Source organism: Pantoea sp. OVA07A (assembly GCF_019969975.1).
GTDB lineage: Bacteria > Pseudomonadota > Gammaproteobacteria > Enterobacterales > Enterobacteriaceae > Pantoea > Pantoea agglomerans.
The window spans coordinates 237,531-263,908 of record NZ_JAHXYM010000006.1; the positions used below are offsets into that span (position 1 = coordinate 237,531).

Sequence of the window (26,378 nt, forward strand, 5' to 3'; positions counted from 1 at the left end):
GCAATAAGATGAGCGAACGTATCGATTTTCACAGTGCAGCACCGGCAGGCATGAAAGCGCTGGGCGGCGTATACAGTTATCTGGCACAAACCGATCTGCCGCTCACTTTACTGGAACTGCTGTTCCTGCGCATATCGCAGATTAATGGCTGTGCCTACTGCATTGATTTACATACCAAAGCACTGAATAAAGCGGGCATGGGCTGGGATAAGATCGTGCTGACCTCGGTCTGGCAGGAATCCGGTACGCTGTTCAGTGATAAAGAGAAGGCTGCCCTGTACTGGGCTGAATGCCTGACCCTGATTGCTCAGCAGGGTGCGCCAGACGACCGCTATACCGCACTGAAAGCGCACTTCAGTGAAAAAGAGATTGTCGATCTGAACATCGCGATTGGTCTGATGAACACCTACAACCGCATGGCGATAAGTCTGAAAAAGTTGCCCGCCAGCGCCAGTCAGTCATAAGTGAATCCGATGCGTGCGCCGATGTGCACGCATTTTCAGACTCACAAAAATGTAACATTATTTTTACACAAGCAGCCTTTCAGGCGCTCTGCTCCCGATTCCCGTTATTCCTTGCTGCATAATAAATCGCTAAATTTCAGCGGATTAAATAATTCCGCACGGTTCATATTCATTCCGTCGTTGCACCAGCATGGGGCTTTTCAGCAACATGCCATTTCCGTTAACCCACTGACTTCACACTAAAAAAACCCTAATACGCCGCTGGCCCTGATGATTAATTCTTATGCTGAATCATTTCTGCATTTAAAAAATAAACAAATGTTTAATTCAGATGCGAGAATGTTATATTCAGATGACAAAGCATAACGTGCAGTTAACGCGTTATTACCGCTTTAACCCTATACCTGAGACTTAACCTTTGAGAAATAGCGCAACGCGCTCGTAAGAAGCGTGACTATTTCGCCTGCAAAACTGTTGGGCTTCAGGTCAACAGAAGAGGAGATGTCGCCTCATGTGCAATTCAGCTGTAAACCTTGCGCTCGCGATGAGTGCCATGGCAAAGGACACCACTACTACCGCGCAGGAGCGCAAAGACGTTGACGTGCTGCTGATTGGCGCAGGTGTGATGAGCGCCACCCTTGGCGCGTGGCTGCAGGATTTAGAGCCGGACTGGTCCATCGAAATGGTGGAGCGGCTGGATAGCGTGGCCGAAGAGTCGTCAAACGGCTGGAATAACGCGGGCACCGGTCATGCGGCGCTGGCAGAGCTGAACTATACGCCTCAGCAGGCGGATGGCAGCATCGACATCTCTAAAGCGGTGACGATCAACGAATCGTTCCAGATTTCCCGCCAGTTCTGGGCTTATCAGGTCCAGAAAGGCAACCTGCGCAACCCTAAAAGCTTTATTCACAGCACGCCGCACATGAGCTTTGTCTGGGGTGACGACAATGTCGACTTCCTGCGCAAGCGCTTTAAGGCGCTGCAGAAAAGCACCCTGTTCCGTGGCATGGCCTATTCCGAAGATCCGCAGCAGATTGCCCGCTGGATCCCGCTGGTGATGAATGGCCGTGACCGCAGCCAGAAAGTAGCCGCGACCTGGACGGAGATGGGTACCGACGTGAACTTCGGTGAAATCACCCGTCAGCTGATCGCCTCATTAGAGAAGAAAGCGAATTTCCAGCTGCGTCTGCGCCAGGAAGTGCGTGAGCTGAAGCAGCTCGCCGACGGTCGCTGGCAGGTGACGCTGCAGTGTCTGAACAGCGGCACGCGTCGCACACTGACGGCGGGTAGAATATTTATCGGTGCTGGCGGCGCAGCGTTACCGCTGTTGCAGAAGGCTGGCATCCCGGAAGCCAACGGTTACGCTGGTTTCCCGGTGGGCGGTTCATTCCTGGTAACGGAAAATCCGCAGGTCGTCGCGCAGCACATGGCTAAGGTCTATGGCAAAGCCAGCGTCGGTGCGCCGCCGATGTCCGTGCCGCACGTCGACACCCGCGTGCTGGATGGCAAGCAGGTGCTGCTGTTTGGCCCGTTCGCCACCTTCTCGACTAAGTTCCTGAAGCAGGGTTCGCTGATGGATATGTTCACCTCACTGAACAGCAGCAATATGCTGCCGATGGTGAAAGTGGGACTGAAAAGTTTTGATCTGGTGAAATACCTGATGGATCAGGTGCTGCAAAGCGATCGCGACAGGATGGACGCCCTGCGCGCCTATGTGCCGCAGGCGAAGCAGGAGGACTGGCGCTTAGTGACTGCCGGTCAGCGTGTGCAGATCATCAAGAAAGATGAGAAAGAGGGCGCCGTGTTACGCCTGGGCACCGAAGTGGTCGCCTCACAGGATGGCTCGATTTCAGCACTGCTGGGTGCATCGCCTGGCGCCTCTACGGCGGCACCGATCATGCTGGAGCTGCTGCACAAGGTCTGTCCTGAGCAGATGGCTTCGCCGGAATGGCAGAACAAAATCCGTGCGGTGATCCCATCCTGGGGACGTAAGCTGAACGGCGACGTAGCGCTGACAGAGAAAGTGTTAGCCGAAACCAGCCGGATTCTGCAGCTCGACTATTCGCCAGTTACCCCGATGGCAGCAAACGATGAAGGACGGGAAACCGCGTTCGTCGTCGGCAAATAATTCAGCGCCATTGATAAAAAGGCTCCGCACTGCGGGGCCTTTTTTATTGGCCGGTTACCTGGTCGATCCGGGTATTCTCTATTAGGGTTAAGGCATCTTTTAGCTGCACGATCAGGAGGAAACTGCATGTCTTACTCCCCTGCTTCACCGGAATTCACGCTGCTCGACCGCTACTGGCGGGCAGCAAACTACCTCTCCGTCGGACAAATTTACCTGATGGATAACCCGCTGTTGCGTGAGCCACTCAGGCCTGAACACATTAAACCGCGTCTGCTGGGTCACTGGGGCACTACGCCAGGCCTGAATTTTATCTATGCCCACCTCAACCGCGTTATCCGGAAGCAAAACCTGGATATGATCTACATCTGCGGACCAGGACATGGCGGCCCCGGTATGGTGGCGAATACCTGGCTTGAGGGCAGCTACAGCGAGATTTATCCGCACATCACGCAGGATGCGGCGGGCATGCAGCGTCTGTTCAAACAGTTCTCCTTTCCGGGGGGCATTCCCAGTCACGCGGCACCGGAAACGCCTGGCTCGATTAATGAAGGCGGTGAGCTGGGCTATTCGCTCTCCCATGCGTTTGGCGCGGCCTTCGATAATCCCGAACTGGTTGTACCCTGCGTGATTGGCGACGGCGAAGCGGAGACCGGTCCACTGGCCTCCAGCTGGCACGGCATCAAATTCCTGAATCCTGAACGTGACGGCGCGGTCCTGCCGATTCTGCACCTCAATGGCTACAAAATAGCCAACCCGACGCTGCTGGGTCGCAGCAGCGATGAAGATTTGCACCAGTTGTTCAGTGGCTACGGCTATGAGCCGCTGTTCGTCTGCGGGCATGAGCCTGAAAAAATGCATCCGCTGATGGCGGAGGCGCTGGATAGTGCCTTCAGTAAAATCGCCGCTTATCAGCGCGAGGCGCGCCAGGGCAAAGCCACCACCGGGGTGCCGCGCTGGCCGATGATTATTCTTCGCAGTCCCAAAGGCTGGACCGGTCCGAAAACGGTCGACGGCAAGAAAGTGGAGGATTTCTGGCGGGCGCATCAGGTGCCGGTCGCGGCCTGTCGTGAAGATGAAGGACATCGCCAGATCCTTGAGACGTGGATGCGGAGTTATCAGCCAGACGACCTGTTTGATGAACAGGGTCGCTTAAAGCCGGAACTGCAGGCGCTGGCACCGGAAGGTGATAAACGCATGGGGTCTTCGCCTTATGCCAATGGCGGCCTGTTGCGCCGTGAGCTGGATGCGCCTGAACTCGCGGAGTTTGCCTGCGATGTCAGCGAGCCAGGCGCACAGATGGCGCAGGCCACTGAGCATCTGGGCCGCTATCTCAGCGTGCTGTTCCAGCGCAACCGCGATAATTTCCGCCTGTTTGGCCCGGATGAAACCGCCTCTAACCGCCTGACGCCGGTCTTCGACGTGACCAGCCGTACCTGGCTGGAACGAACAGAGCCTTACGATGAGCAGCTGGCGCGTGATGGCCGGGTGATGGAAATTCTCAGTGAGCATCAGTGTCAGGGCTGGCTTGAGGGCTATCTGCTGACCGGCCGCCACGGGCTGTTTAACTGTTATGAAGCTTTTATCCACATCGTCGATTCGATGTTTAACCAGCACGCCAAGTGGCTGAAAGTCTCGCGTAAACTGGGCTGGCGTAAGCCGATCTCGTCGCTGAACTATCTGCTCTCCTCGCACGTCTGGCGACAGGATCACAATGGCTACAGCCATCAGGATCCTGGCTTTATCGATCACGTTGCCAATAAAAAAGCGGACATTGTGCGCATCTATCTGCCGCCCGATGCCAATACGCTGCTGTGGGTTGGCGATCACTGCCTGCGCACCTGGGACCGCATCAATGTGATTGTGGCGGGCAAGCAGCCTGCGCCGCAGTGGCTGGATATGGCGAGTGCGGTAACCCATTGTGCAGCGGGCATGGGCGAGTGGCGCTGGGCGGGCACCACGCCAGAGCATGAGGAGCCGGATGTGGTGATGGCCTGTGCCGGTGATGTGCCGACCATGGAGACGATGGCGGCGGTGGATCTGCTGCGCGGTATGCTGCCCGAACTGCGTATCCGCGTGGTGAACGTGGTCGATCTGCTGGCGCTGCAGCCGCAGGATCAGCATCCGCATGGCAAATCTGATGCGGAATTCGACGCGCTGTTTACCCCGGATAAACCGGTGATCTTCGCCTTCCACGGTTATCCGACGCTGATACATCGCCTGACCTATTCGCGTACCAACCACCGCAACTTCCATGTGCGCGGCTTCAATGAAGAGGGAACCACCACCACGCCATTTGATATGACGGTGCTGAACGAGCTTGACCGCTATCATCTGGCGCAGGAGGCGATTCTTCGCGTGCCTGGCCTGGCCGATGCGCATCCTGAGCTGCTGGACGATCTGCAGGAGCGCATCGCTGAGCATCATCGCTATGTGCGTGAACACGGTGAAGATGTGCCGGAGGTGCAGAACTGGAAATGGCCGTCGGCCACAGCACCTGGTGCACCCGATTAAGCGGCCAGCAAGGCGTCGGTCAGCATCCAGATGGTAGTCGCCACCAGCGACAGCGCCATCAGGCTGTTAAATAACTGACGCTTCCAGGCAATCTGCAGATGGCTGCGCAGGCGATCGCCCAGCGCAGCCCAGATCAGAATGCAGGGCAGGTTCAGCAGCATAAAGCCGATCATCACCGTCAGCACGCCGCTGCTGGCGCTGTACAACAGCGCCACATTGGTCGCCATCAGCCAGGCTTTGGGATTGATCGCCTGGAAACAGGCACCGCCCAGCAGCGTCATGGGCTGCGGCTTGCTGCGCACTTCAGGTGCTGCCGCACGGAAAATCTTCCATGAGAGCCACAACAGATAGGCACAGCCTGCCAGCGTCAGCGGCAGGCGAATCGCCGCCATCCAGTGCAGTAAGACCTCCAGTGCGACGCCGGCGATCACCGTTTGCAGCGCACAACCTACCAGTATTCCAAACACCATCGGCAGCGTGCGGCGCATGCCGAAATTGACGCCTGAGGTCGCCAGCAGCAGATTGTTCGGGCCTGGCGTAATCGACATGACGGTAACGTAACTGAAGAAAGAGGGATCGAGCATGGTGACTCTCCTGAAAACAGACAGAGTTCTATGCTACGGCGGGGAAAGGGATGGTAACAGTGACACAAAATCACTATTGTTATGGTTACAGTTCCCGTTAACAGCAATTGTACCCATCCAATCCGGAGGCTACTGTGTCCCTTGCTCCCACTTCCGATCGGCCGCTCTATCAGCAGCTGGCAGACAGCTTCGCTGAGGCTATCCATCAGGGAACGCTGAAACCTGGCAAACGCCTGCCGGCGATCCGCCGCGTCGCCCAGTCACATCAGGTCAGCGTCAATACGGTACTGAATGCCTGGCAGTTGCTGGAAGATCGCGGGCTGATTGAGGCGCGTCCCCAGTCGGGCTATTACGTGCGCGGCGTGTTGCCCGCCGTGACCCGCCATGGTCAGCATAAAACCCGGGTACGCGACCCCAGCAGCGGCAAGCTCGACCTGATCGATAAGGTGTTTGCGGCGCAGAACCATCCCGACTACATCAATATTTCCCTGGCCTGCCCCCAGGATAGCGAGCTGTTTCCTGCGGCGCGTATTGCCCGGATTACCACCTCACTGCTGCGCCGTCATCCGAACATGATTGGGCGCTATGCGCTTCCGCCCGGTAGTGAGCGCTTACGGGAGGAGATTGCGCGACGGGCGCTGCACGCCGGACAGACGCTCACCGCCGATGAGATCACTCTTACTCACGGCTGCATGGAGGCGCTTCAGCTGGCGCTGCGGGCGGTCACGCAGCCCGGCGACTGCGTCGGACTGGAGTCGCCGACCTACTTTTTCCTCTTCCCGCTGCTGGCTTCACTGGGCCTTAAGGCGCTGGAAATTCCCACCGATCCGCAGCATGGGCTGTCGCTGGATGCGCTGGAGATGCTGCTTCAGGAGCAGCGAATTAAGGCGCTGATTGCGATGCCGAGCGCGCAGAACCCGCTGGGCTGCGGCATGTCGCTGGAGAACAAGAAGCGGCTGGCGAAGTTAGTGAATACTTACCACGTTCCGCTGATAGAAGATGGGCTGTATGACGAGTTGCAGTTCGACTGGCCGCTCTCGCCCGCGGTAAAAGCCTTTGATCGCGACGGCTGGGTGATCTACTGCACCAGCTTCACCAAAACCGTGGCACCTGATTTCCGTATTGGCTGGACCGCCGCTGGCCGTTTTCATGATGCGATTGCCCGACTGAAAGCGGTGTCGTCGATGGCAGAATCTGCCCTGCTCTCTGAAACGCTGGCGGAGTTTCTTGCTTCCGGTGGTTATGACCACCATCTGCGCACGCTGCGCCGTCGCTACGCGGCCAACCTGGATGAGGCGCGGGGACTGATCGCCCGCTACTTCCCGGAGGGCACCCGCGCGACGCTGCCGCGCGGTGGCTTCGTCTTCTGGGTCGAGTTACCGGGCGGCGTAAATACCACCGAGATGTTTGATCGGTTGCTGCAGGAGCAGATTTGCGTCACGCCCGGCGCGCTCTATTCGCTGAGCGAGCGCTACAACCATGCACTGCGCCTCTCCTGCTGCTATCCGTTTGATGCGCGCTACAGCTGGGCGATCAGACGCGCGGGCGAAATCGCCTGTGAACTGGCGGGAGTATCCTGCGGCGAGGCTCAGGGTGTACCGTTGCGGCCCCAGACGGTATAGCCGTGGCGTTCAGTCAGGCGTTCGTAATAGGTGCGTACCGCCGGATAATCAGGGTGTTCGAGCGGCGTTTCAAACCAGCGGTTCACCGCCAGACCAATCGGAATGTCTGCCAGCGTGAAATTACGTCCGGCAACGTAACGACCGGTTTTTTCCAGCTGCTGATTGAGAATGCTCATGGTGTGTGCCCAGCCTTTGCTGGCCGCGGCCAGCAAACGTGGATCCTGATGAGCCGGTGAATTTCGCACCAGCGACATAAATGCGTAGCGCCATGAGGTGTTGAGTTCAGTGGACTGCCAGTCCATCCACTGATCGACAGGCGCACGCGTTTGCGGATGATGAGGATAGAGCCACTCGCCGCCATAGGCATTCGCCAGATAGCGCAGGATGGCGTTGGATTCCCACATCACAAAGTCATCATCTTTCAGTACCGGCACCATCGCATTGGGGTTGAGTGCCATGAATTCGGGCAGGTGCGTTGAGCGGAATCCGTCGCCCCACTCTTCGCGCTGGTAATCAAGGCCAAGCTCGTCACACAGCCATAATACTTTGCGCACGTTGATTGAGGAGGCGCGTCCCAGGATCGTTAGCATTCACAGTCTCCGGTAAAATCTTTAACTTATTGATAACGCTGTTAGCTGTTATAAGCAATCATCCGGCAGAGAAAAGGCCGCACTGAACCCAATCGCAAGGAGTCACCATGAAGGTCGCGTTTAAGCAAGTCGATGTGTTTACCTCAGCAGCCTTTAATGGCAATCCGCTGGCGGTGATTATGGATGCTCAGGGGTTGAGCGACAGCCAGCTGGCGGCGATTGCCCGCTGGACTAACCTGTCGGAAACCACCTTTGTGCTGCCGCCACAACATGAAGAGGCGGACTACCGGGTGCGTATTTTTACCGTGGAAGGCGAACTGCCGTTTGCCGGTCACCCAACGCTGGGCACCGCACACGCGCTGCTGGAGGCGGGCTGGCCAACCCGTACGCCGGGTGAAATCGTGCAGGAGTGCGGCGTCGGTAACGTGACGGTGAAGATTAATGAGACGGGCGGACTGGCCTTTGCCGCGCCAGCTGCCACCCTGATGCCATGGCAGGATGCGCTGATGGGTAACGCCTTAAACAGCGATGCATTCGATCTGACGCAAAGCCCGACCGTGGTGGATATGGGTATCCGCTGGCTGCTGGTGCCGATGGTCAGCGCCGAGGCCGTGCTGGCGCTGCAGCCCAATGTCAGCGATTTGCAGCGCCTGATTAAACATGCGGGTGTCTCGGGCGTGATGCCCTTTGGCCGTTTGCCCTCGGGCGAGCATGAACAGTATGAAGTGCGTGGCCTGCTGGTGGAAAATGGCAGCCTGACCGAAGATCCGGTGACCGGCAGCGCCAACGCCTGTCTGGCGCGGTATTTTGCAGCCGCAGGCCATACCACCTCCTATCGCGTGCGTCAGGGTACTGCTCTGCAGCGTGCCGGTCGGGTGAACGTAACCTTTAATGGTGAGACCATCTGGATTGGCGGTAATACCGTTACCGTCATTGATGGCACCATTACGCTGTAAAAGGCGGCGGCGGCGGCGGCGGGATGCTTTCCGCGACGCCGCCAGCGGTTAAATCCCCTGCCCGCCTGAGGCTTCAATACGCTGAGCGGTGATCCAGCCGGTTTCGTCACTGAGGATCGCGCTGATGGCGTCGCCGATATCATCCGGCAGTCCGACCCGGCCCAGCGCCGTCAGCCCGGCAATCTGATGGTTAATCTCTGGGGTATCGCGCACCCGGCCACCGCCAAAGTCGGTCTCTATCGCGCCAGGTGCCAGGATATTAACGCGAATGCGCCGTTCGCCCAGCTCCTTCGCCTGATAGCGCGTCAGTACCTCCATCGCCCCTTTCATTGACGCATAGGTCGAGGAGCCAGGATAGATCAGCCGGGTCAGACCGCTGGAGATATTCAGGATGCGGCCACCGTCGTTGATCAGCGGCAGCAGCTTCTGGGTCAGGAAGTAAGGCCCTTTGAAATGCACATTAACCAGCGCATCAAATTCCGCCTCGGTAGTGTCGGTAAATGGTTTGTAGTGTCCGTGTCCGGCGTTGTTCACTAAATAGTCAAAGCGCTCCCGCTGCCACTGCTGTTGCAGTGCCTCTTTCACCTGGCCGACAAAGCGATCGAACTGACCGGTTTCGCCGACGTCCAGCGCCAGCGCCACTGCACGCCGTCCCAGCGCCTCAATCTCCTTCACCACCGTCTGTGCCTCATCGGCATGGCTGCGGTAAGTCAGGATAATGTCTGTCCCCCTGGCCGCCAGTTTTAACGCGCCATTACGGCCTAAACCGCGGTTTGCACCGGTAATTAACGCCACTTTCTGATTCATCTCTCGCACCTGTTGAAAAATTGAACACAGGTTAAGGATATTCGCGAATTATTGATCTATAAACAGTGTTAAATGCGCATCACTGTTTCAATAAAAACAACAATCGGTGAACAACATGGACAAAATTCACGCAATGCAGGTGTTTGTGCGGGTGGCCGAAATGGGCAGTTTTACCCGCGCGGCAGAGAGTTTAGGTGTCCCCAAAGGCAGCGTTTCGCGGCAGATACAGGCGCTGGAGAATCAAATGGCAACACGTTTGCTGCATCGCACCACGCGCCGGGTGCAACTAACCCAGGATGGGTTGGTCTATTACGATCGCTGTCTGGATTTATTGTCAATGATTGACGATATGGACAGCCTGTTCCAGCACGAGCCTGCCTCGCTCAGCGGTAAACTCCGGATTGATATGTCTGTGGCCATGGCCACCAGTTTTATCCTGCCACGGCTGCCGGAATTTTTACAGCACTACCCCGGCGTAGAGATTGAGCTGAGCAGCAGCGACCGTCAGGTGGATGTGATCCGGGAAGGGTTTGACTGCGTAATCCGCGTCGGTGAGCTCAAAGATTCTGGCCTGATTGCGCGAAAAATTGGTACCCATACCTTGATCAACTGCGCCAGCCCTGGCTACCTTTCGCGTTTCGGCATGCCGATCCGGCTGGAAGAGCTGTCGCAGCATGCGATGGTGCATTACAGCCAGCAACTGGGTCAGGCCTCACCGGGTTTTGAATATTTTGATGGCAGGCAGTGTCACTATGTTCACACCGGCGGTGTGGTCACCGTGAACAGCACCGAAACCTATCGCGCCGCCTGTCTGGCGGGGTTAGGCATTATTCAGGTGCCAGCCGCCGGGATTCAGACATTACTGGAAAGAGGCGAGCTGGTAGAAGTGCTGCATCGCTTTCCCGCCAGACCGATGCCGATCCACCTGCTCTATCCGCACCGGCGCAATGTGGCGCGTCGCGTGCGGGTTTTTATGGAGTGGCTGAGTCAGGTGTTACAGGAGTACGTCACCTGAGCGGCTATACTTTGATTTTAATGATAAACAGGACAGTGAAGGTCTATGACAGACAAGCAGGAAAACCCGCAGGATACGCAGCCGCAAAAGCCACTTATCGATATTAAAACCGGCAACGAGACGGTTGATCATTCGATAGTGCGCGTGTCGCGTTTTGCCGCCTGGTTTCAGGCGATCCCGGCAGTGGCGCATTTTATTCGCGCTCTTGACCGCTTTAATGATCGGCTCGGCAGCCAGTTTGGCGCGGCCATTACCTATTTCTCTTTTTTATCGCTGATCCCCATTCTGATGGTGTCGTTTGCCGCCGTGGGTTTTGTGCTGGCATCGAACCAGGATCTGCTGACCGATATCATCAACAAAATCGTCAGCAGCATCAGCGACCCGACGCTGGCAACCACGCTGAAGAATACGGTAAATACCGCCATTCAGCAGCGTGCCACCGTGGGTATTACCGGTTTACTGCTGGCGCTCTACTCCGGTCTTAACTGGATGGGTAACCTGCGCGAAGCGATTCGTGCCCAGTCGCGCGACGTGTGGGAACGCAAACCGGATGACAAAGAGAAGATCTGGAAGCGTTATATTCGCGATTTCCTGTCGCTGACCGGTCTGATGCTGGCGCTGGTGATTACGCTGTCGCTGACCTCGGTAGCCGGTTCGGCGCAGGCAATGATCGTCAGCGCACTGGGGCTGGATGGCATCGACTGGTTACGGCCCGCCCTGACCATTATTGCCACCTCGATTTCCGTTATGGCTAACTATCTGCTGTTCCTGTGGATTTTCTGGATCCTGCCGCGTCATAAGCCGCGTAAGAAAGCACTGTTCCGCGGCACTCTGCTGGCGGCAATCGGTTTTGAGGTGATCAAGTTTGTGATGACGCTGACGCTGCCGAAGCTGGCGACCTCGCCTTCTGGTGCGGCCTTTGGTTCCGTGCTTGGCCTGATGGCGTTTTTCTACTTCTTCGCCCGTCTGACGCTGTTCTGTGCGGCGTGGATCGCCACCGCCAAATATAAAGACGACCCACAACTGCCTGAAGCGGGCAGCGCGTCACGACACAAATCATCGTAATCCGTTAACAACAGCGGAAAATATTACCCCTCGGCTATTTTTTAACCAGATAACAGGATGAATAGCTGAGGGGTCACTTTTATTTAGCCCTTTCGTAGAGTATCCCGCCAGATATCGTCCGGATTACCCCGGTATCACCCGACATTCGTCGCACCTCAGAAATTATCCTCTTTTTGCCCGCTGAAGCCAGACGCGGCGCGGGTTTTCTTCATTGAATGCGCTCTGGCAGATGCGTAAGATTCTTTGTCTGTATTTACAAATAAGAAACAGTTATGCAAGCCTCCCTCACAGACACGCTCGACAAACAGCAGGATCCCACGCCGGTTAACTCACGCAGTAAAGTGGTGATTGCCTCGCTGGTCGGAACGGCCATCGAGTTCTTCGACTTTTATATTTATGCCACTGCTGCGGTGATTGTTTTCCCGCACATTTTCTTCCCGCAGGGTGATGCCACGGTCGCGACGCTACAGTCGCTGGCCACCTTTGCTATCGCCTTTATCGCGCGTCCGATTGGCTCCGCCGTGTTTGGTCACTTTGGCGATCGCGTGGGTCGCAAAGCCACGCTGGTTGCCTCGCTGCTGACCATGGGGATCTCCACCGTGGTGATTGGTCTGCTGCCCGGCTATGAAACCATCGGCGTGATGGCTCCGCTGCTGCTGGCGCTGGCGCGTTTTGGTCAGGGACTGGGACTGGGTGGTGAATGGGGTGGCGCGGCGCTGCTGGCGACGGAAAATGCCCCGGCGAAGAAGCGTGCGCTTTACGGCTCCTTCCCTCAGCTGGGTGCGCCGATTGGCTTTTTCTTCGCTAACGGCACTTTTCTGCTGCTTTCGTGGCTGCTGACCGACGAGCAGTTTATGCAGTGGGGCTGGCGCGTGCCGTTTATTCTCTCCGCCGTGCTGGTGCTGATTGGCCTGTATGTGCGCGTTTCGCTGCATGAGAGTCCGGTGTTTGCCAAAGTACAGAAAGAGAAGAAGCAGGTTCGGGTGCCCATTGCAGCGCTGCTGAGCAAGCATCTGACTGCCACCATTCTCGGCACCTTTATCATGCTGGCGACCTATACGCTGTTCTATATCATGACCGTCTATTCGATGAGCTACGGCACCACGGCAGCACCGGCCGGTCTGGGTATTCCGCGTAATAGTATGTTGTGGATGCTTATGCTGGCGGTGATTGGCTTTGGAGTGATGGTGCCGATTGCCGGTTTGCTGGCTGACCGTTTTGGTCGCCGCAAGACGATGATTACCATTACGCTGATGATTATCGCGTTTTCGTTCCTGTTCCCGGCGATGCTCGGTTCCGGATCGCAGGCGCTGGTGATGGCGTTTCTGTTGCTGGGTCTGAGCATTATGGGCCTGACCTTTGGTCCGATGGGGGCGCTGCTGCCGGAGCTGTTTCCGACCGAAGTGCGTTATACCGGCGCATCGTTCTCTTATAACCTCTCATCGATTCTGGGTGCCTCTGTTGCGCCTTATATCGCGACCTGGCTGAATGCGCATTATGGTTTGCAGGCGGTGGGACTTTATCTGGCGTCGATGGCCGTGCTGACGCTGATTGCATTGCTCGCCTGTAAAGAGACGCGTAATCAGACGCTGTATGACGTTTAATCCGACTGGATGAAGGTCAGTGAAACCCGGCGGCTGCCGGGTTTTTTTATGGAGCAGGCTCACAGAGTACAACCGCTCTGAAGGGCTAAACAATATCAGGCGACAGGCTCAGGGAGCATACGCCTTAAGCGGGTTAGCTTTCTGTTTGAAAAAACCGGACCTCGCTGAAAGGCGTATTGATATTGGCAGCAATAAAGAAGCTTAAGGGCACAGAGAACCGTCCAGCCGTTGTTCACCAACAAAAAACCCCGGCAAGCCGGGGTTTGTTTTGCTGAAAACTGTGATGACGGTAATTAGCCCGCGACAGCGATACGCTTCATGTCGGTCATGTAGCCACGCAGCTTGCGGCCAACGGTTTCAATCGGGTGCTGGCGAACCGCTTCGTTAACGTCACGCAGCTGCGCGTTATCAACCTGCGTGCCTTCAACCGCTTTACCCAGATCGCCTGGCTGCAGCGTGGTCATGAACTCTTTCAGCAGCGGCACCGCGGCGAAGGAGAACAGGTAGTTACCATATTCGGCGGTATCAGAGATCACCACGTTCATTTCATACAGGCGCTTACGGGCGATGGTGTTCGCGATCAGCGGCAGCTCATGCAGTGATTCGTAGTAAGCAGACTCTTCAATGATGCCGGCGTCTACCATGGTTTCAAACGCCAGCTCAACGCCCGCTTTAACCATCGCAACCATCACCACACCTTTGTCGTAGTACTCCTGCTCTTCGATTTTGCCTTCATACTGTGAAGCGGTTTCGAACGCGGTCTGGCCGGTCTCTTCACGCCAGGTCAGCAGGTTTTTATCATCGTTGGCCCAGTCCGCCATCATGCCGGAAGAGAATTCGCCGGAGATGATGTCATCCATATGTTTCTGGAACAGCGGTGCCATGATGGTTTTCAGCTGCTCTGACAGCGCATAAGCGCGCAGTTTAGCCGGGTTAGAGAGGCGATCCATCATCAGTGTGATGCCGCCAAACTTCAGTGATTCGGTGATGGTTTCCCAGCCGAACTGGATCAGTTTTTCTGCGTAAGCCGGGTCAGTGCCTTCAGCCACCAGCTTGTCGAAGCAGAGCAGTGAACCAGCCTGCAACATGCCGCACAGAATAGTCTGCTCACCCATCAGGTCAGATTTCACTTCAGCAACGAAGGAGGACTCCAGCACGCCAGCACGATCGCCGCCAGTTGCTGCTGCCCAGGCTTTGGCAATCGCCATGCCTTCGCCTTTTGGATCGTTTTCCGGGTGAACCGCGATCAGCGTCGGTACACCAAAGCCACGTTTGTACTCTTCACGAACTTCTGTACCCGGACACTTCGGTGCCACCATGACCACGGTGATATCTTTACGGATGCTTTCGCCCACTTCAACGATGTTGAAACCGTGCGAGTAGCCCAGCGCAGCGCCATCTTTCATCAGCGGCTGAACAGCCTGAACTACAGCGGAGTGCTGCTTGTCTGGTGTCAGGTTAACCACCAGGTCAGCCTGCGGGATCAGTTCTTCGTAGGTGCCCACTTTGAAACCGTTATCGGTCGCTTTGCGCCATGAAGGGCGTTTTTCCGCAATTGCTTCAGCACGCAGTGCATAGGCCACATCCAGACCGGAATCACGCATGTTCAGACCCTGATTCAGGCCCTGCGCACCACAGCCAACGATAACGACTTTTTTGCCTTTCAGGAAACTGGCACCATCCGCGAATTCATCGCGCGCCATGAAACGGCACTTGCCTAATTGCGCCAGCTGGTTGCGCAGGTTCAATGTGTTGAAATAGTTAGCCATGGGTACTCCGGTAAGGTTGTGTTTGCTTTTTTTGTTCAGGAACGGCGTGTCATGCAGCGCCGCGAATGACCCCATCATATGACAGGAATTCTGTTGCTTAAATTGATATATTAACAACGTCACATTGCAATAAATGCAACACCACCCAGAGGCGACGCGCACATGGATTTACGGGATCTGAAACTGTTTCTTCATCTGGCAGAAAGCTGCCACTTCGGGCGCACTGCGCGTGCTATGCACGTCAGCCCTTCCACGCTGTCACGCCAGATCCAGCGGCTTGAAGAAGATGTCGGCCATGCGCTGTTTCTGCGCGATAACCGCACCGTGACGCTGACAGAAGCGGGCGAACGTCTGCGCCAGTTTGCCCAGCAGACGCTGTTGCAGTATCAGCAACTGCGCCATGTGATGGATCTTAACGGTCCGTCGCTCAGCGGCGAGCTGCGCCTGTTCTGCTCAGTGACGGCGGCCTACAGTCATCTGCCGCCCATCCTCGACCGCTTTCGCGCTGAACATCCGCAGGTCGAAATCAAACTGGATACCGGCGATGCCGCGGATGCGGTGGAAAAAGTGCACTCCGGCGATGCCGATCTGGCCATTGCCGGCCGTCCTGAAACGCTGCCCGCCAGCATTGATTTTATGCCACTGGGGCTGATCCCGCTGGTGCTGATCGCGCCTGCACTGCCCTGTGCCGTTCGTACTCAGGCAACACAGCCGCAGCCCGACTGGTCAAAAATTCCGTTTATCCTGCCGGTGCAGGGACCGGCACGGCGACGTATCGATCTCTGGTTCCGCCGCCAGCGCATCCCGAATCCGGTGATTTACGCCACGGTCTCGGGGCATGAGGCGATTGTTTCGATGGTGGCGCTGGGCTGCGGCATCGCACTTTTGCCGGATGTGGTGCTGGAGAACAGCCCGGACCCGGTGCGTAACCGCGTGCTGTTACTGGAGAATATTGACTCGGTTGCGCCGTTCGAACTCGGCATCTGCGTGCAAAAAAAGCGGCTCGGAGAGCCGCTGATCAGTGCTTTCTGGAGCCAGCTGTAATCAGTTGCCTGACAGGAAGAAGCGGAACGCCGGGTTCTGGCTTTCGTCATGAAAGTCGTAACCCAGATCGGTGAGATGCTCTTCGAAGCGTGGCTCATCGCTGCCAAGTTCAAAAGCGGCCAGCACACGGCCATAATCGGTGCCGTGGCTGCGATAATGAAACAGCGAGATATTCCAGTGGGTGCCCAGCGTTTGCAGGAACTTCAGCAACGCGCCGGGTGCCTCCGGGAATTCAAAGCTGAAGAGGCGTTCACGCAGTGGTTTAGAAGGACGTCCGCCCACCATATAACGCACATGCAGTTTCGCCATCTCATCATCCGAGAGATCGACCACCTGATAACCGCCGCTGGTGAGCTCGCTGATGATCTCGCTGCGCTCTTCCACGCCGCGCGTCAGTCGTACGCCAACAAAGATGCAGGCTTTGTCCGCATCGGCGTAGCGGTAGTTGAACTCGGTAATCGACCTTCCACCCAGCGTCTGGCAGAAACGCAGGAAACTGCCCTGCTGTTCCGGGATCGTTACGGCCAGCAGCGCTTCACGCTGTTCGCCCAGCTCGCAGCGCTCAGAAACGTAGCGCAGGCCGTGGAAATTGACGTTGGCCCCGGATAACACATGCGCCAGCCGCTCGCCTTTGATCCCGTGCTGCTGGATATACTTTTTCATGCCCGCCAGCGCCAGCGCGCCAGAGGGCTCTGCCACAGCACGGACATCTTCAAACAGATCTTTCATTGCGGCACAAATGGCATCGCTGTCGACGGTGATGATGTCATCGATGTATTCCTGACAGAGCCGGAAGGTTTCGCTGCCAATCCGTTTCACCGCCACCCCTTCGGCAAACAGCCCGACGCGCGGCAGATCGACCGGATGACCCGCCTCCAGCGCTGCTTTCAGGCAGGCTGAATCTTCTGACTCCACCGCAATCACTTTGATTTGCGGCATCAGCTGCTTGATCAGCACCGCGACGCCGGCTGCCAGACCTCCACCGCCAACCGGGACAAAGACCCGGTCGAGATGCGCATCCTGTTGCAGCAGCTCCATCGCCAGCGTGCCCTGTCCGGCAATGACGGCCGGATGGTCAAACGGCGGCACGAAGGTGTAACCGCGCTGTTCAGAGAGTTCTATCGCTTTGGCTTTCGCCTCGTCAAAGTTGGCCCCGAACAGGAAAGCCTCACCGCCAAATGCGCGCACCGCATCAACCTTGATGTCTGCCGTCGCCAGCGGCATCACAATCAGTGATTTGATGCCCAGCTTAGTGGCGGAGAGCGCCACGCCCTGCGCATGGTTACCGGCTGATGCCGTCACCACACCGCGCGCTTTCTGCTCTTCGTTCAGACCGGCAATCATCGCGTAGGCACCGCGCACCTTAAAACTGTGCACCGGCTGGCGATCTTCCCGCTTCACCAGAATGGTGTTGCCGAGACGCGATGAGATTTTTTCCATAACCTGCAGCGGCGTCACCTGTGCCACTTCATACACCGGTGAACGCAACACTGCGCGCAAATACTCGGCGCCACAAGGCGCCTCGGGTAGCGGTTGAGACTCGGCCATTGTTAGCCTCCCAGCTTGCTCTTATCGCGGACGGCGCCTTTATCAGCACTGGTCGCGAGTAATGCGTAGGCACGCAGCGCAAAGGAGACTTCACGCTGACGATTGACCGGCGTATACGCCGCATCGCCACGTGCCTGCTGCTCTTCACGACGGGCGTGCAGTTCGTTATCCGGTACGGCGAGTTTGATACCGCGGTTAGGGATATCGATTTCGATGGTGTCGCCATCTTTGACCAGCGCAATGGTGCCGCCGTTGGCTGCTTCAGGCGAGGCGTGACCGATAGAGAGGCCCGACGTACCGCCAGAGAAACGACCATCGGTGATCAGCGCGCAGCTTTTGCCCAGCCCCATCGATTTCAGATAAGTGGTCGGATAGAGCATCTCCTGCATGCCTGGCCCGCCTTTTGGACCTTCGTAGCGAATGACGACCACATCGCCCGCAACGACTTTGCCGCCCAGAATCGCTTCAACGGCGTCATCCTGGCTTTCATAGACTTTGGCCGGACCGGTGAAGGTCAGGATCTCTTTGTCTACGCCTGCGGTTTTTACGATACAGCCATCTTCTGCGATGTTGCCGTAGAGCACGGCCAGACCGCCATCCTGCGAGTAAGCATTTTCACGGGTACGGATACAGCCTTCGGCACGGTCATCATCCAGCGTGTCCCAGCGGCAGTTCTGTGAGAACGCCTGGGTGGTACGAATACCCGCCGGACCCGCGCGGAACATATCTTTTACCGCCTGATCTTTGGTCAGCATGATGTCGTACTGATCCAGCGTTTCACGCATGGTCTGCTGCAGGATATTACGGGCGCTGCTGTCGAACAGGCCGGCACGATCCAGCTCGCCGAGAATGGCGAACACGCCACCCGCGCGATGCACATCTTCCATATGGTATTTCGGAGTGCTTGGCGCCACTTTACAGAGCTGAGGCACTTTGCGTGACAGGCGATCGATGTCGGAGATATTAAAGTCGATATCGCCTTCCTGTGCGGCTGCCAGCAGGTGGAGCACGGTGTTGGTGGAACCGCCCATGGCGATATCCAGCATCATGGCGTTCTCAAAAGCGGCCTTGTTCGCGATGTTACGCGGCAGCATGTTGACATCATCCTGCTCGTAATAGCGCTTGGTCAGGCTTACGATGCGCTTACCGGCATTGATGAACAGCTCTTTGCGATCGGCGTGCGTAGCCAGCAGTGAACCGTTGCCAGGCTGCGACAGACCGAGTGCTTCAGTCAGGCAGTTCATCGAGTTGGCGGTGAACATACCGGAGCAGGAGCCGCAGGTCGGACAGGCAGAGCGTTCGATCTGCTCACTGTCGGCATCGCTGACGTTCGGGTTGGCACCCTGAATCATCGCATCTACCAGATCCAGCTTGATGATCTGGTCAGAAAGCTTGGTTTTACCCGCTTCCATCGGTCCGCCTGAAACGAAGATCACCGGAATATTGAGGCGCAATGACGCCATCAGCATACCCGGGGTGATTTTGTCGCAGTTAGAGATGCAGACCATGGCGTCAGCACAGTGGGCGTTGACCATGTACTCGACCGAGTCAGCAATCAGCTCACGCGACGGCAGTGAATACAGCATGCCGCCATGACCCATGGCAATACCGTCATCCACCGCAATGGTGTTGAACTCTTTAGCCACACCGCCTGCCGCTTCGATCTGCTCGGCGACAAGTTTACCAAGATCACGCAGGTGAACGTGGCCCGGCACAAATTGGGTGAATGAGTTAACCACAGCGATAATCGGCTTGCCGAAATCGTCGTCGGTCATTCCTGTCGCGCGCCATAAGGCACGGGCACCCGCCATATTGCGGCCGTGGGTGGTGGTGGCGGAACGGTACTTAGGCATACTCTATTTACTCCAGTAAGAATAAGCTCGCGGACGTCAGATGACGCCCGCGCTGTATCTGATTATGGGTTAACCGGATCTAACCAGCCCCATTTGTCTTCGGTTTCGCCGGTGAACAGGCCAAAGAAGGCCTCCTGGATGCGTTTGGTCACCGGGCCACGTTTGCCTTCGCCAACCTGAATGCGGTCAACGCTGCGCACCGGTGTAATTTCTGCCGCGGTGCCAGACATAAAGACTTCGTCAGCCAGATAGAGAGATTCACGCGACAGGGTCTGCTCACGCACTTCAATGCCCATATCACGCGCCAGAGTGATGATGGCATCGCGGGTGATGCCCGGCAGTGCTGAAGAGGTAAATGGCGGGGTAAAGAGCACGCCATCTTTAACTTCAAACAGGTTTTCGCCTGCACCTTCGGAGATCAGGCCATTGGTATCCAGCGCAATCCCTTCCTGATAGCCGTGACGACGGGCTTCGCTGCCCACCAGCAGTGAGGAGAGGTAGTTACCGCCCGCTTTAGCGGCGGTTGGCAGGGTATTCGGTGCTACGCGGTTCCATGAGGAGACCATGGCATCGATGCCGTTCTCCAGGGCTTCAGCGCCCAGGTATGCGCCCCACGGGAACGCCGCAATGATCACGTCGGTGGTGAAGCCATCTGGCGGGTTCACGCCCAGGCCCACATCGCCGACAAAGGCCAGCGGACGGATATAAGCACTTTTCAGTTTGTTCACGCGGATGACTTCGCGGCACGCTTCCATCAGCTCATCAACGCTGCTTTTAATCGGGAAGCGATAGATTTTGGCGGAGTCGTGCAGACGTTGCATGTGTTCGCGATGGCGGAACACAACCGGTCCTTTGTGAGAGTCGTAGCAGCGCACGCCTTCAAATACCGACGTACCGTAGTGCAACGCGTGGGACATGACGCTGACCTTCGCCTCTTCCCACTTAACCATCTCGCCATTGAACCAAATAAAGTCTGCTTTCTTCGTGCTCATTGTTATTCCCTCTCGCGGCTAAGCGCGGATTTGTTGTGTTGTCTGTTGTTGAATCTGAACGCATGCAACGTCGATCAATTTGCTTAACTGCGAAGACAGTAAATCGACGGAACGCTGACTGGCAACGGTCATTTCAATATTAATGTTTTCTGCGTTGGCGACTGAGGCCATGTTCATAGAACAGACCTGAAAACCGCGGTGACGCACTACGCGTAAAATGCGCTCCAATATTTCAGGGCGGAAACGGGCTTCGATAGACAATTGATGCTGGTTCATACAGTTTTCTCCATCATGTTTGCATTGCTGGCACCCGGCGGTACCAGTGGCCAGACGTTTTCATGCTCATCAATTGCAACATGCAGGAAGTAAGGACCTTCGCTGTTCAGCAGAGCATCAAGGGCGGCGTCGACCTGATCTTTACGGGTAATGCGCTGGCCGGGAATATTGAAAGCGCTGGCCAGCGTGAGGAAGTCGGGGTTGTCGGACAGATTGGTTTCACTGTAGCGGCCATCGAAAAACAGCTGCTGCCACTGACGCACCATGCCCAGACGCTGGTTATCCAGCAGCACGATTTTGACCGGCAGCTTGCCGCGCTTGATAGTGCCCAGCTCCTGGATGTTCATCATGATGGAGCCATCGCCCGAGACACAGATAACCGTATCTTCCGGGCGTGCAACCTGCGCACCGATGGCGGCGGGTAAACCAAAACCCATGGTGCCTAAGCCGCTGGAGGTGATGAAGTTCTCTGGCGCGCTGAATGCCATGTGTTGCGCCGTCCACATCTGGTGCTGACCGACGTCGGTGGTCACTACGGTATTGGCCGGTTTGCGATCGGAAAGCTGCTTCAGCAACAGCGGTGCATAGATCGCTTCGCCCGGATGGTCGTAGCGCCATGGGTGACTGGCCTTAAGCGCTTTCATCTCATCGCGCCAGGCGTTGATATGCAGAGGCTGACTCAGGGCGGGCAGCAGTTCGTTGAGATCACCCTGCAGAGAGACGTGTGCACGACGTAATTTGTTTAACTCAGCGGGATCGATATCGAGATGAATTACGCTGGCATGGGGGGCAAAGGTGTCCAGCTTGCCGGTCACGCGGTCATCGAAACGGGCGCCGACCGCGATCAGTAAGTCACAACTCTGCACCGCCAGGTTGGCGGCTTTAGTACCGTGCATCCCCAGCATGCCGAGATACACCTCGCTGTGAGGATCTACGCTGCCCAGCCCCTTTAAGGTGGCCACTGCCGGGATGCCGGTCTCTTCTGCCAGCGCGCGCAGTGCCGGAACAGCCTGTGCCAGGCCAACGCCTCCACCAACATAGAGCATTGGTTTTCTGGCCTGCGCCATCAGTGCGCGTGCTTCCTGAATCGCCTGATGCGGCAGCGCGCTTCCCTCTTCTACCGGAACCAGATGCGGGGCAGGTTCTCCCTGCGCAATCTGAATATCTTTAGGAATGTCCACCAGTACCGGACCCGGACGGCCTGACTGCGCCAGCGCAAAGGCTTCTGCCATGATGGCGGGCAGCTCATCTAACGATTCGACCAGGAAGCTGTGTTTGGTGCAGGCCAGCGACAAGCCCAGCACGTCGATTTCCTGAAAGGCGTCGGTGCCGATGAAGGCCGAGGTGACCTGACCGGTTACTGCCACGACCGGAACCGAATCCATCATGGCATCTGCCAGGCCGGTAATCAGGTTTGTCGCGCCAGGGCCAGAGGTGGCGATACAGACGCCGGTTTTGCCGGTTGAGCGCGCATAACCGATCGCCGCCATCACAGCGCCCTGCTCGTGACGACACAGTAGGTGTTCCACGCCGCCGTCGTAGAGCGCGTCGTATACCGGCATGATTGCGCCGCCAGGGTAACCGAATACGGTATTAACACCCTGCGCGCGTAAAGCCTGAACTACCCACTGTGCACCTGTCATCGCTATTCTCCTGTGTCCTGACCGGAACAACAGAATTTTATGCTACTGTTCATTGTTTGTTCCTTGTGGATTTACTGATATTTCCTCTGGTCGAAAAAAAACCCCCGGACCTTTCGGTGCGGGGGTTTTTTCGGATTCGAGGCTTGATTTTTAAGCCTTTCTTTCTCCAAGCGTTGCCCCGCACGGTAGGTTAATAACCACCACCACGCTAATCACGACCAGGCTAATCACTTGTAGAAGGGCTTTCATGTGTTGTTCAATTCTTTCGCTTGTTCGAAGTAATGCCTACAGAGTTATCATAGTCAGGGGGCATGACACAACTTTTTTTACAGAGTTTTTTTAGCACCAGGCGCTAAATCGCGGTCTATCAATTTGTAATACAACAAATAATTACATGATGATAATTATTCATCACTTTACTGACGTAATAATGTTTTGGTGAATTTGCGCGCAGACACGCAGCATTTTAACAGGTCGTGAAAAAACTTCTGATAGGTTGTGCAATGACCCGAATAGTGCTGATGATACCCTGGCTTTCCTTTGATGCTGTCACCAGACTGACGGTAACAAGGAGCGAGTATGTCACTGTCAAAAGTTCTGACCCGGGCAGCGCTGGGAGTGGAAGCCCCGCTGGTGACCATCGAGGCACACATCAGTAACGGACTGCCTGCGTTAACGCTGGTGGGGCTGCCTGAAACCACGGTGAAAGAGGCGCGTGAGCGGGTACGCAGCGCCATTATCAACAGCGGTTTTGCCTTCCCGGCAAAACGCGTCACCATCAATCTGGCACCCGCAGATTTACCCAAAGAGGGCGGGCGGTATGACTTACCCATGGCGATTGCCATTCTGGTGGCCTCTGAGCAGCTTCCTGCCGACAAGCTGACGCACTATGAGTTTCTGGGTGAGCTGGCACTCGACGGTGCACTGTGCGGTGTACAGGGCGCGATTCCAGCGGCCATGGTAGCCATTCAGGCTGGACGACAGCTGGTCCTCTCCGCTGAGAATCAGTGTGATGCCGGGCTAATCCGTCAGGGCTCGTCGCTGGTTGCCTCTCACCTCAGCGAAGTGTGCGCCTTTCTGCGCAATGAACTCACACTACAGACAGCCCAATATCCTGAGCATCAGGGCGATGCACCTGCTGACGATCTCGCTGATATCATTGGTCAGGAACAGGGACGCAGAGCACTGGAGATCACTGCGGCTGGCGGGCACAACCTGTTGCTGATCGGGCCCCCTGGCACCGGTAAAACCATGCTCGCTACCCGGTTGCCCGGCATCATGCCCTCTTTAAGCGATCAGGAAGCACTGGAGTGCGCGGCAATCGCCAGCCTAGTGAACAGCAATACCCTGCATCGACAGTGGCGCACCCGGCCTTTCAGATCACCTCACCACAGCGCCTCTCTCTATGCTCTGATTGGCGGCGGCTCACTCCCACGGCCCGGTGAGATCTCCCTGGCGCATAACGGCGTGCTGTTTCTGGATGAATTACCGGAATTTGATCGCAAGGTTCTGGACTCCCTGCGCGAACCATTAGAGTCGGGCATCATCGCTATTTCACGCGCACGGGCAAAAGTTACCTACCCGGCACGGTTTCAGCTGATTGCTGCGATGAATCCAAGTCCAACCGGACACTATCAGGGACAGCATAACCGCTGCTCACCCCAGCAGGTGCTGCGTTATCTCAGTAAGCTATCCGGCCCATTTCTTGATCGTTTTGATCTTTCGCTGGAGGTCCCGCTACTCCCCAGCGGCATGCTCAGCGGTCAGCGCGCCAAAGCGGAAGCATCTGAGCAGGTTCGTCATCGTGTGGTCGCAGCGCGTGACATTCAGCTGGCTCGTGCAGGAAAAATAAATGCGCATTTAAACAATGCAGAGATTATGCGCTGGTGCCAGCCTGCTAAAGAGGATGCGGAGTGGCTGGAGTCAGTGCTGGAGAAGCTGGGTTTATCTGTACGGGCATGGCAGCGGATTTTAAAAGTGGCCCGCACCCTGGCCGATCTGGCTGGGGAAACAGACATCACCCGGCATCATCTGCAGGAAGCTGTCAGCTATCGCACGATAGATCGATTAATGATCCATCTGCATAACAGCCTGCAATAAAAAAGGGGCTTTCGCCCCTTCTCTGTTAATCGTCGCTGTCGGTGAAGTCTTCAACGGTGTCCATCTGCGGTTTACCGCCAGACAGCGTATGAAAACGTTTAGGACGCTTAATGCGGGTCATATACTTAGACCATACACGTTCAGCTTCCGTTTGCGGCTCACGCACGCCACGACACACTTCAATAAACAAACGTTCTTCTTCGGTTGCAGGCTCACGCTTTGATAAATCCAGCTCATTAAAGGCAAAACCGTGGCGTTCAAGAAGCTGAGCTTCTTTAATAGTAAAGTCACCGTGGCGTGAGAAACCACGCGGGTAATGTTTGTTATCAAAGAAACGATTCTCTGTTGAGAAGCTTTCCGCCATGTTACACGCTCCTGATTTTCTAATGCCGTGCTGTTAATGGCGCGGAGTATTAGATAGGCTTGACAGAGTGTAAAACAAAACATTTAAATCTATACGACAAACATTTTTTGGGAGAACGCTGTGGATACGGAATTACTGAAAACTTTCCTGGAAGTGAGCAGAACTCGCCATTTCGGGCGTGCTGCAGAAGCACTTTACCTCACGCAATCTGCTGTCAGTTTTCGCATCCGTCAGTTAGAGAATCAGCTTGGCGTTAACCTTTTTACACGGCATCGCAATAACATACGTCTGACGGCGGCCGGAGAGCGACTGCTCCCCTATGCTGAAAGCCTGATGAGCACCTGGATGATGGCGAAGAAGGAGGTCTCTCACACTCAGCAGCACCATGAGCTTTCCATAGGTGCCAGTGCATCACTATGGGAGGCTTATCTGACGCCATGGCTACAGACGCTCTACGAGAATCGGGAGAGCCTGCACTTAGAAGCGCGCGTGGCACAACGACATCTGCTGGTTAAGCAACTCCATGAGCGCCAGCTGGATCTGTTGATTACCACTGAAGCACCTAAGATGGATGAGTTAACCAGTCAGCAGATTGGTCATATTTCACTGGCGCTTTTCTGCGCCCGGCAGAGCGAGAAGCGTGAAAAATATGATTATATTAAGCTGGAATGGGGAGCAGATTTTCATCAGCATCAGAGCTATCTCTCCGGAGCTGATGATGTACCGGTACTGACCACCACGTCGGCACATGTCACCCGTGAACTGCTACATACCACCGGAGCGTGCGCATTTCTGCCGGACTTCTGGCAGAGTGTGTACAGTGAGTTGATGGTGATTCCGGATACGCCCGTCGCCGTGCGTCCGCTCTATGCTGTCTGGTTGCAGAACAGCGATCAGCAGGCACATATTCGTCAGTTGCTTAAATTCCCGATTCTGGTCAGGCAAAATAGCTGAATTTGCAGGCAGGACAGTAGGCAGGGAAGATCAGAGGCCAGTTAGATTTAGCTGGTTTTTCTTTTTTACTTTTTTAAAGACAAAAAAAATCCTTTGCCGAAGCAAAGGATCGTTTTCTGGCAGGGGCGGAGGGACTCGAACCCCCAACACCCGGTTTTGGAGACCGGTGCTCTACCAATTGAACTACGCCCCTAATAGGGTGGCGGAACGGACGGGGCTCGAACCCGCGACCCCCTGCGTGACAGGCAGGTATTCTAACCAACTGAACTACCGCTCCACCGATTCTTTCACAGCTGTCAGCAACTGGCTGATGGCCGTCTGTTCCTGTTATTTTCCTTGTCAGGGGAAAAGGAACGAATTTGATGCCTGGCAGTTCCCTACTCTCGCATGGGGAGACCCCACACTACCATCGGCGCTACGGCGTTTCACTTCTGAGTTCGGCATGGGGTCAGGTGGGACCACCGCGCTAAAGCCGCCAGGCAAATTCTG

22 protein-coding genes, 2 tRNA genes and 1 rRNA gene are annotated in these 26,378 nt (G+C 56.1%); 11 read left to right on the forward strand and 14 right to left on the reverse strand.

The features are described 5' to 3' along the window. Positions 1-8: 8 nt before the first annotated feature. The 3 genes from LC417_RS18970 to LC417_RS18980 all read left to right on the forward strand — a co-directional run bounded on the left by LC417_RS18970 (position 9) and on the right by LC417_RS18980 (position 5,103). Positions 9-464: a carboxymuconolactone decarboxylase family protein gene (locus LC417_RS18970; protein WP_179257322.1), complete on the forward strand. Its 456-nt coding sequence runs from the start codon at positions 9-11 to the stop codon at positions 462-464. Positions 465-975: 511 nt separating this feature from the next. Further along, positions 976-2,592 carry a malate dehydrogenase (quinone) gene (gene mqo / locus LC417_RS18975; protein ID WP_062759585.1) on the forward strand — a complete coding sequence of 539 codons (1,617 nt, stop codon included), beginning with the start codon at positions 976-978 and terminating at the stop codon, positions 2,590-2,592. A gap of 126 nt (positions 2,593-2,718) precedes the next feature. Further along, positions 2,719-5,103: a phosphoketolase gene (locus LC417_RS18980; RefSeq protein ID WP_223566230.1), complete on the forward strand. Its 2,385-nt coding sequence runs from the start codon at positions 2,719-2,721 to the stop codon at positions 5,101-5,103. On the opposite strand, the gene LC417_RS18985 is transcribed toward LC417_RS18980, so the two are convergent. Then, positions 5,100-5,687 (reverse strand): LysE family translocator, encoded by a 588-nt coding sequence (locus LC417_RS18985; RefSeq protein ID WP_031593770.1) that lies wholly within the window; start codon positions 5,685-5,687, stop codon positions 5,100-5,102. The genes LC417_RS18980 and LC417_RS18985 overlap by 4 nt on opposite strands. 134 nt (positions 5,688-5,821) lie before the next feature. On the opposite strand from LC417_RS18985, the gene LC417_RS18990 reads away from it, so the two are divergent. Next, a complete protein-coding gene (locus LC417_RS18990; protein ID WP_033759169.1) occupies positions 5,822-7,309 on the forward strand; it encodes a PLP-dependent aminotransferase family protein in 1,488 nt (495 codons plus the stop codon). Here LC417_RS18990 and LC417_RS18995 read toward each other — a convergent pair. Continuing rightward, positions 7,276-7,899: a glutathione S-transferase family protein gene (locus tag LC417_RS18995; protein ID WP_223566231.1), complete on the reverse strand. Its 624-nt coding sequence runs from the start codon at positions 7,897-7,899 to the stop codon at positions 7,276-7,278. The genes LC417_RS18990 and LC417_RS18995 overlap by 34 nt on opposite strands. Before the next feature lie 107 nt (positions 7,900-8,006). Here LC417_RS18995 and LC417_RS19000 point away from each other — a divergent pair, with 107 nt between their 5' ends. Further along, a complete protein-coding gene (locus LC417_RS19000) occupies positions 8,007-8,855 on the forward strand; it encodes a PhzF family phenazine biosynthesis protein (RefSeq protein ID WP_010253539.1) in 849 nt (282 codons plus the stop codon). A gap of 48 nt (positions 8,856-8,903) precedes the next feature. Here the strand turns inward: LC417_RS19000 and LC417_RS19005 are convergent, their stop codons facing one another. Continuing rightward, complete coding sequence (locus LC417_RS19005; protein ID WP_010671464.1) at positions 8,904-9,662, reverse strand: SDR family NAD(P)-dependent oxidoreductase; 759 nt, start codon at positions 9,660-9,662, stop codon at positions 8,904-8,906. A gap of 115 nt (positions 9,663-9,777) precedes the next feature. Between LC417_RS19005 and LC417_RS19010 the strand changes: the two genes are divergently transcribed. The 3 genes from LC417_RS19010 (at position 9,778) to LC417_RS19020 (ending at position 13,346) form a co-directional block, all read left to right on the forward strand. Further along, a complete protein-coding gene (locus LC417_RS19010; protein WP_010253546.1) occupies positions 9,778-10,677 on the forward strand; it encodes a LysR family transcriptional regulator in 900 nt (299 codons plus the stop codon). Between the two features lie 45 nt (positions 10,678-10,722). Continuing rightward, positions 10,723-11,742: an inner membrane protein YhjD gene (gene yhjD, locus LC417_RS19015; protein WP_033780908.1), complete on the forward strand. Its 1,020-nt coding sequence runs from the start codon at positions 10,723-10,725 to the stop codon at positions 11,740-11,742. A 272-nt stretch (positions 11,743-12,014) separates the two neighbouring features. Beyond that, complete coding sequence (locus tag LC417_RS19020) at positions 12,015-13,346, forward strand: MFS transporter (protein WP_010671462.1); 1,332 nt, start codon at positions 12,015-12,017, stop codon at positions 13,344-13,346. 293 nt (positions 13,347-13,639) lie between these two features. On the opposite strand, the gene ilvC is transcribed toward LC417_RS19020, so the two are convergent. Further along, positions 13,640-15,115, reverse strand: coding sequence for a ketol-acid reductoisomerase (ilvC, locus tag LC417_RS19025; protein WP_010253551.1), 1,476 nt, complete (start codon positions 15,113-15,115; stop codon positions 13,640-13,642). 162 nt (positions 15,116-15,277) lie between these two features. Between ilvC and ilvY the strand changes: the two genes are divergently transcribed. After that, entirely contained in the window at positions 15,278-16,159 is an 882-nt protein-coding gene (gene ilvY, locus LC417_RS19030) for an HTH-type transcriptional activator IlvY (RefSeq protein WP_008926355.1), read from the forward strand. Here the strand turns inward: ilvY and ilvA are convergent, their stop codons facing one another. From ilvA to ilvL, 6 genes are all read right to left on the reverse strand, one after another. Next, on the reverse strand, positions 16,160-17,707 hold the full coding sequence (gene ilvA / locus LC417_RS19035) for a threonine ammonia-lyase, biosynthetic (protein ID WP_010253553.1): 1,548 nt from the start codon (positions 17,705-17,707) through the stop codon (positions 16,160-16,162). A 2-nt stretch (positions 17,708-17,709) separates the two neighbouring features. After that, on the reverse strand, positions 17,710-19,560 hold the full coding sequence (gene ilvD / locus LC417_RS19040; protein WP_010253556.1) for a dihydroxy-acid dehydratase: 1,851 nt from the start codon (positions 19,558-19,560) through the stop codon (positions 17,710-17,712). A gap of 62 nt (positions 19,561-19,622) precedes the next feature. Further along, positions 19,623-20,552 carry a branched-chain amino acid transaminase gene (locus LC417_RS19045; RefSeq protein ID WP_010253558.1) on the reverse strand — a complete coding sequence of 310 codons (930 nt, stop codon included), beginning with the start codon at positions 20,550-20,552 and terminating at the stop codon, positions 19,623-19,625. Between the two features lie 18 nt (positions 20,553-20,570). Then, a complete protein-coding gene (gene ilvM / locus LC417_RS19050) occupies positions 20,571-20,828 on the reverse strand; it encodes an acetolactate synthase 2 small subunit (protein ID WP_008926359.1) in 258 nt (85 codons plus the stop codon). After that, complete coding sequence (gene ilvG / locus LC417_RS19055) at positions 20,825-22,471, reverse strand: acetolactate synthase 2 catalytic subunit (protein WP_033759177.1); 1,647 nt, start codon at positions 22,469-22,471, stop codon at positions 20,825-20,827. Before ilvG ends, ilvM begins: the two co-directional genes overlap by 4 nt. Positions 22,472-22,621: 150 nt before the next feature. Next, positions 22,622-22,720, reverse strand: a complete 99-nt coding sequence (gene ilvL, locus LC417_RS19060; RefSeq protein WP_072101316.1) for an ilv operon leader peptide — start codon at positions 22,718-22,720, stop codon at positions 22,622-22,624. A 330-nt stretch (positions 22,721-23,050) separates the two neighbouring features. Between ilvL and LC417_RS19065 the strand changes: the two genes are divergently transcribed. Continuing rightward, entirely contained in the window at positions 23,051-24,571 is a 1,521-nt protein-coding gene (locus tag LC417_RS19065; RefSeq protein ID WP_223566232.1) for a YifB family Mg chelatase-like AAA ATPase, read from the forward strand. 25 nt (positions 24,572-24,596) lie between these two features. Here LC417_RS19065 and LC417_RS19070 read toward each other — a convergent pair whose 3' ends face one another. Continuing rightward, positions 24,597-24,935, reverse strand: coding sequence for a DUF413 domain-containing protein (locus LC417_RS19070; protein WP_010253568.1), 339 nt, complete (start codon positions 24,933-24,935; stop codon positions 24,597-24,599). A 120-nt stretch (positions 24,936-25,055) separates the two neighbouring features. Between LC417_RS19070 and hdfR the strand changes: the two genes are divergently transcribed. Then, positions 25,056-25,889, forward strand: coding sequence for an HTH-type transcriptional regulator HdfR (gene hdfR / locus LC417_RS19075; protein ID WP_010253571.1), 834 nt, complete (start codon positions 25,056-25,058; stop codon positions 25,887-25,889). A gap of 117 nt (positions 25,890-26,006) precedes the next feature. Here hdfR and LC417_RS19080 read toward each other — a convergent pair. The 3 genes from LC417_RS19080 to rrf form a co-directional block, all read right to left on the reverse strand. Next, positions 26,007-26,082, reverse strand: a tRNA-Trp gene (locus LC417_RS19080). Between the two features lie 7 nt (positions 26,083-26,089). Then, positions 26,090-26,166 (reverse strand) — tRNA-Asp (locus LC417_RS19085). A gap of 87 nt (positions 26,167-26,253) precedes the next feature. Then, positions 26,254-26,369, reverse strand: a 5S ribosomal RNA gene (gene rrf / locus LC417_RS19090). Positions 26,370-26,378 lie beyond the last annotated feature (9 nt).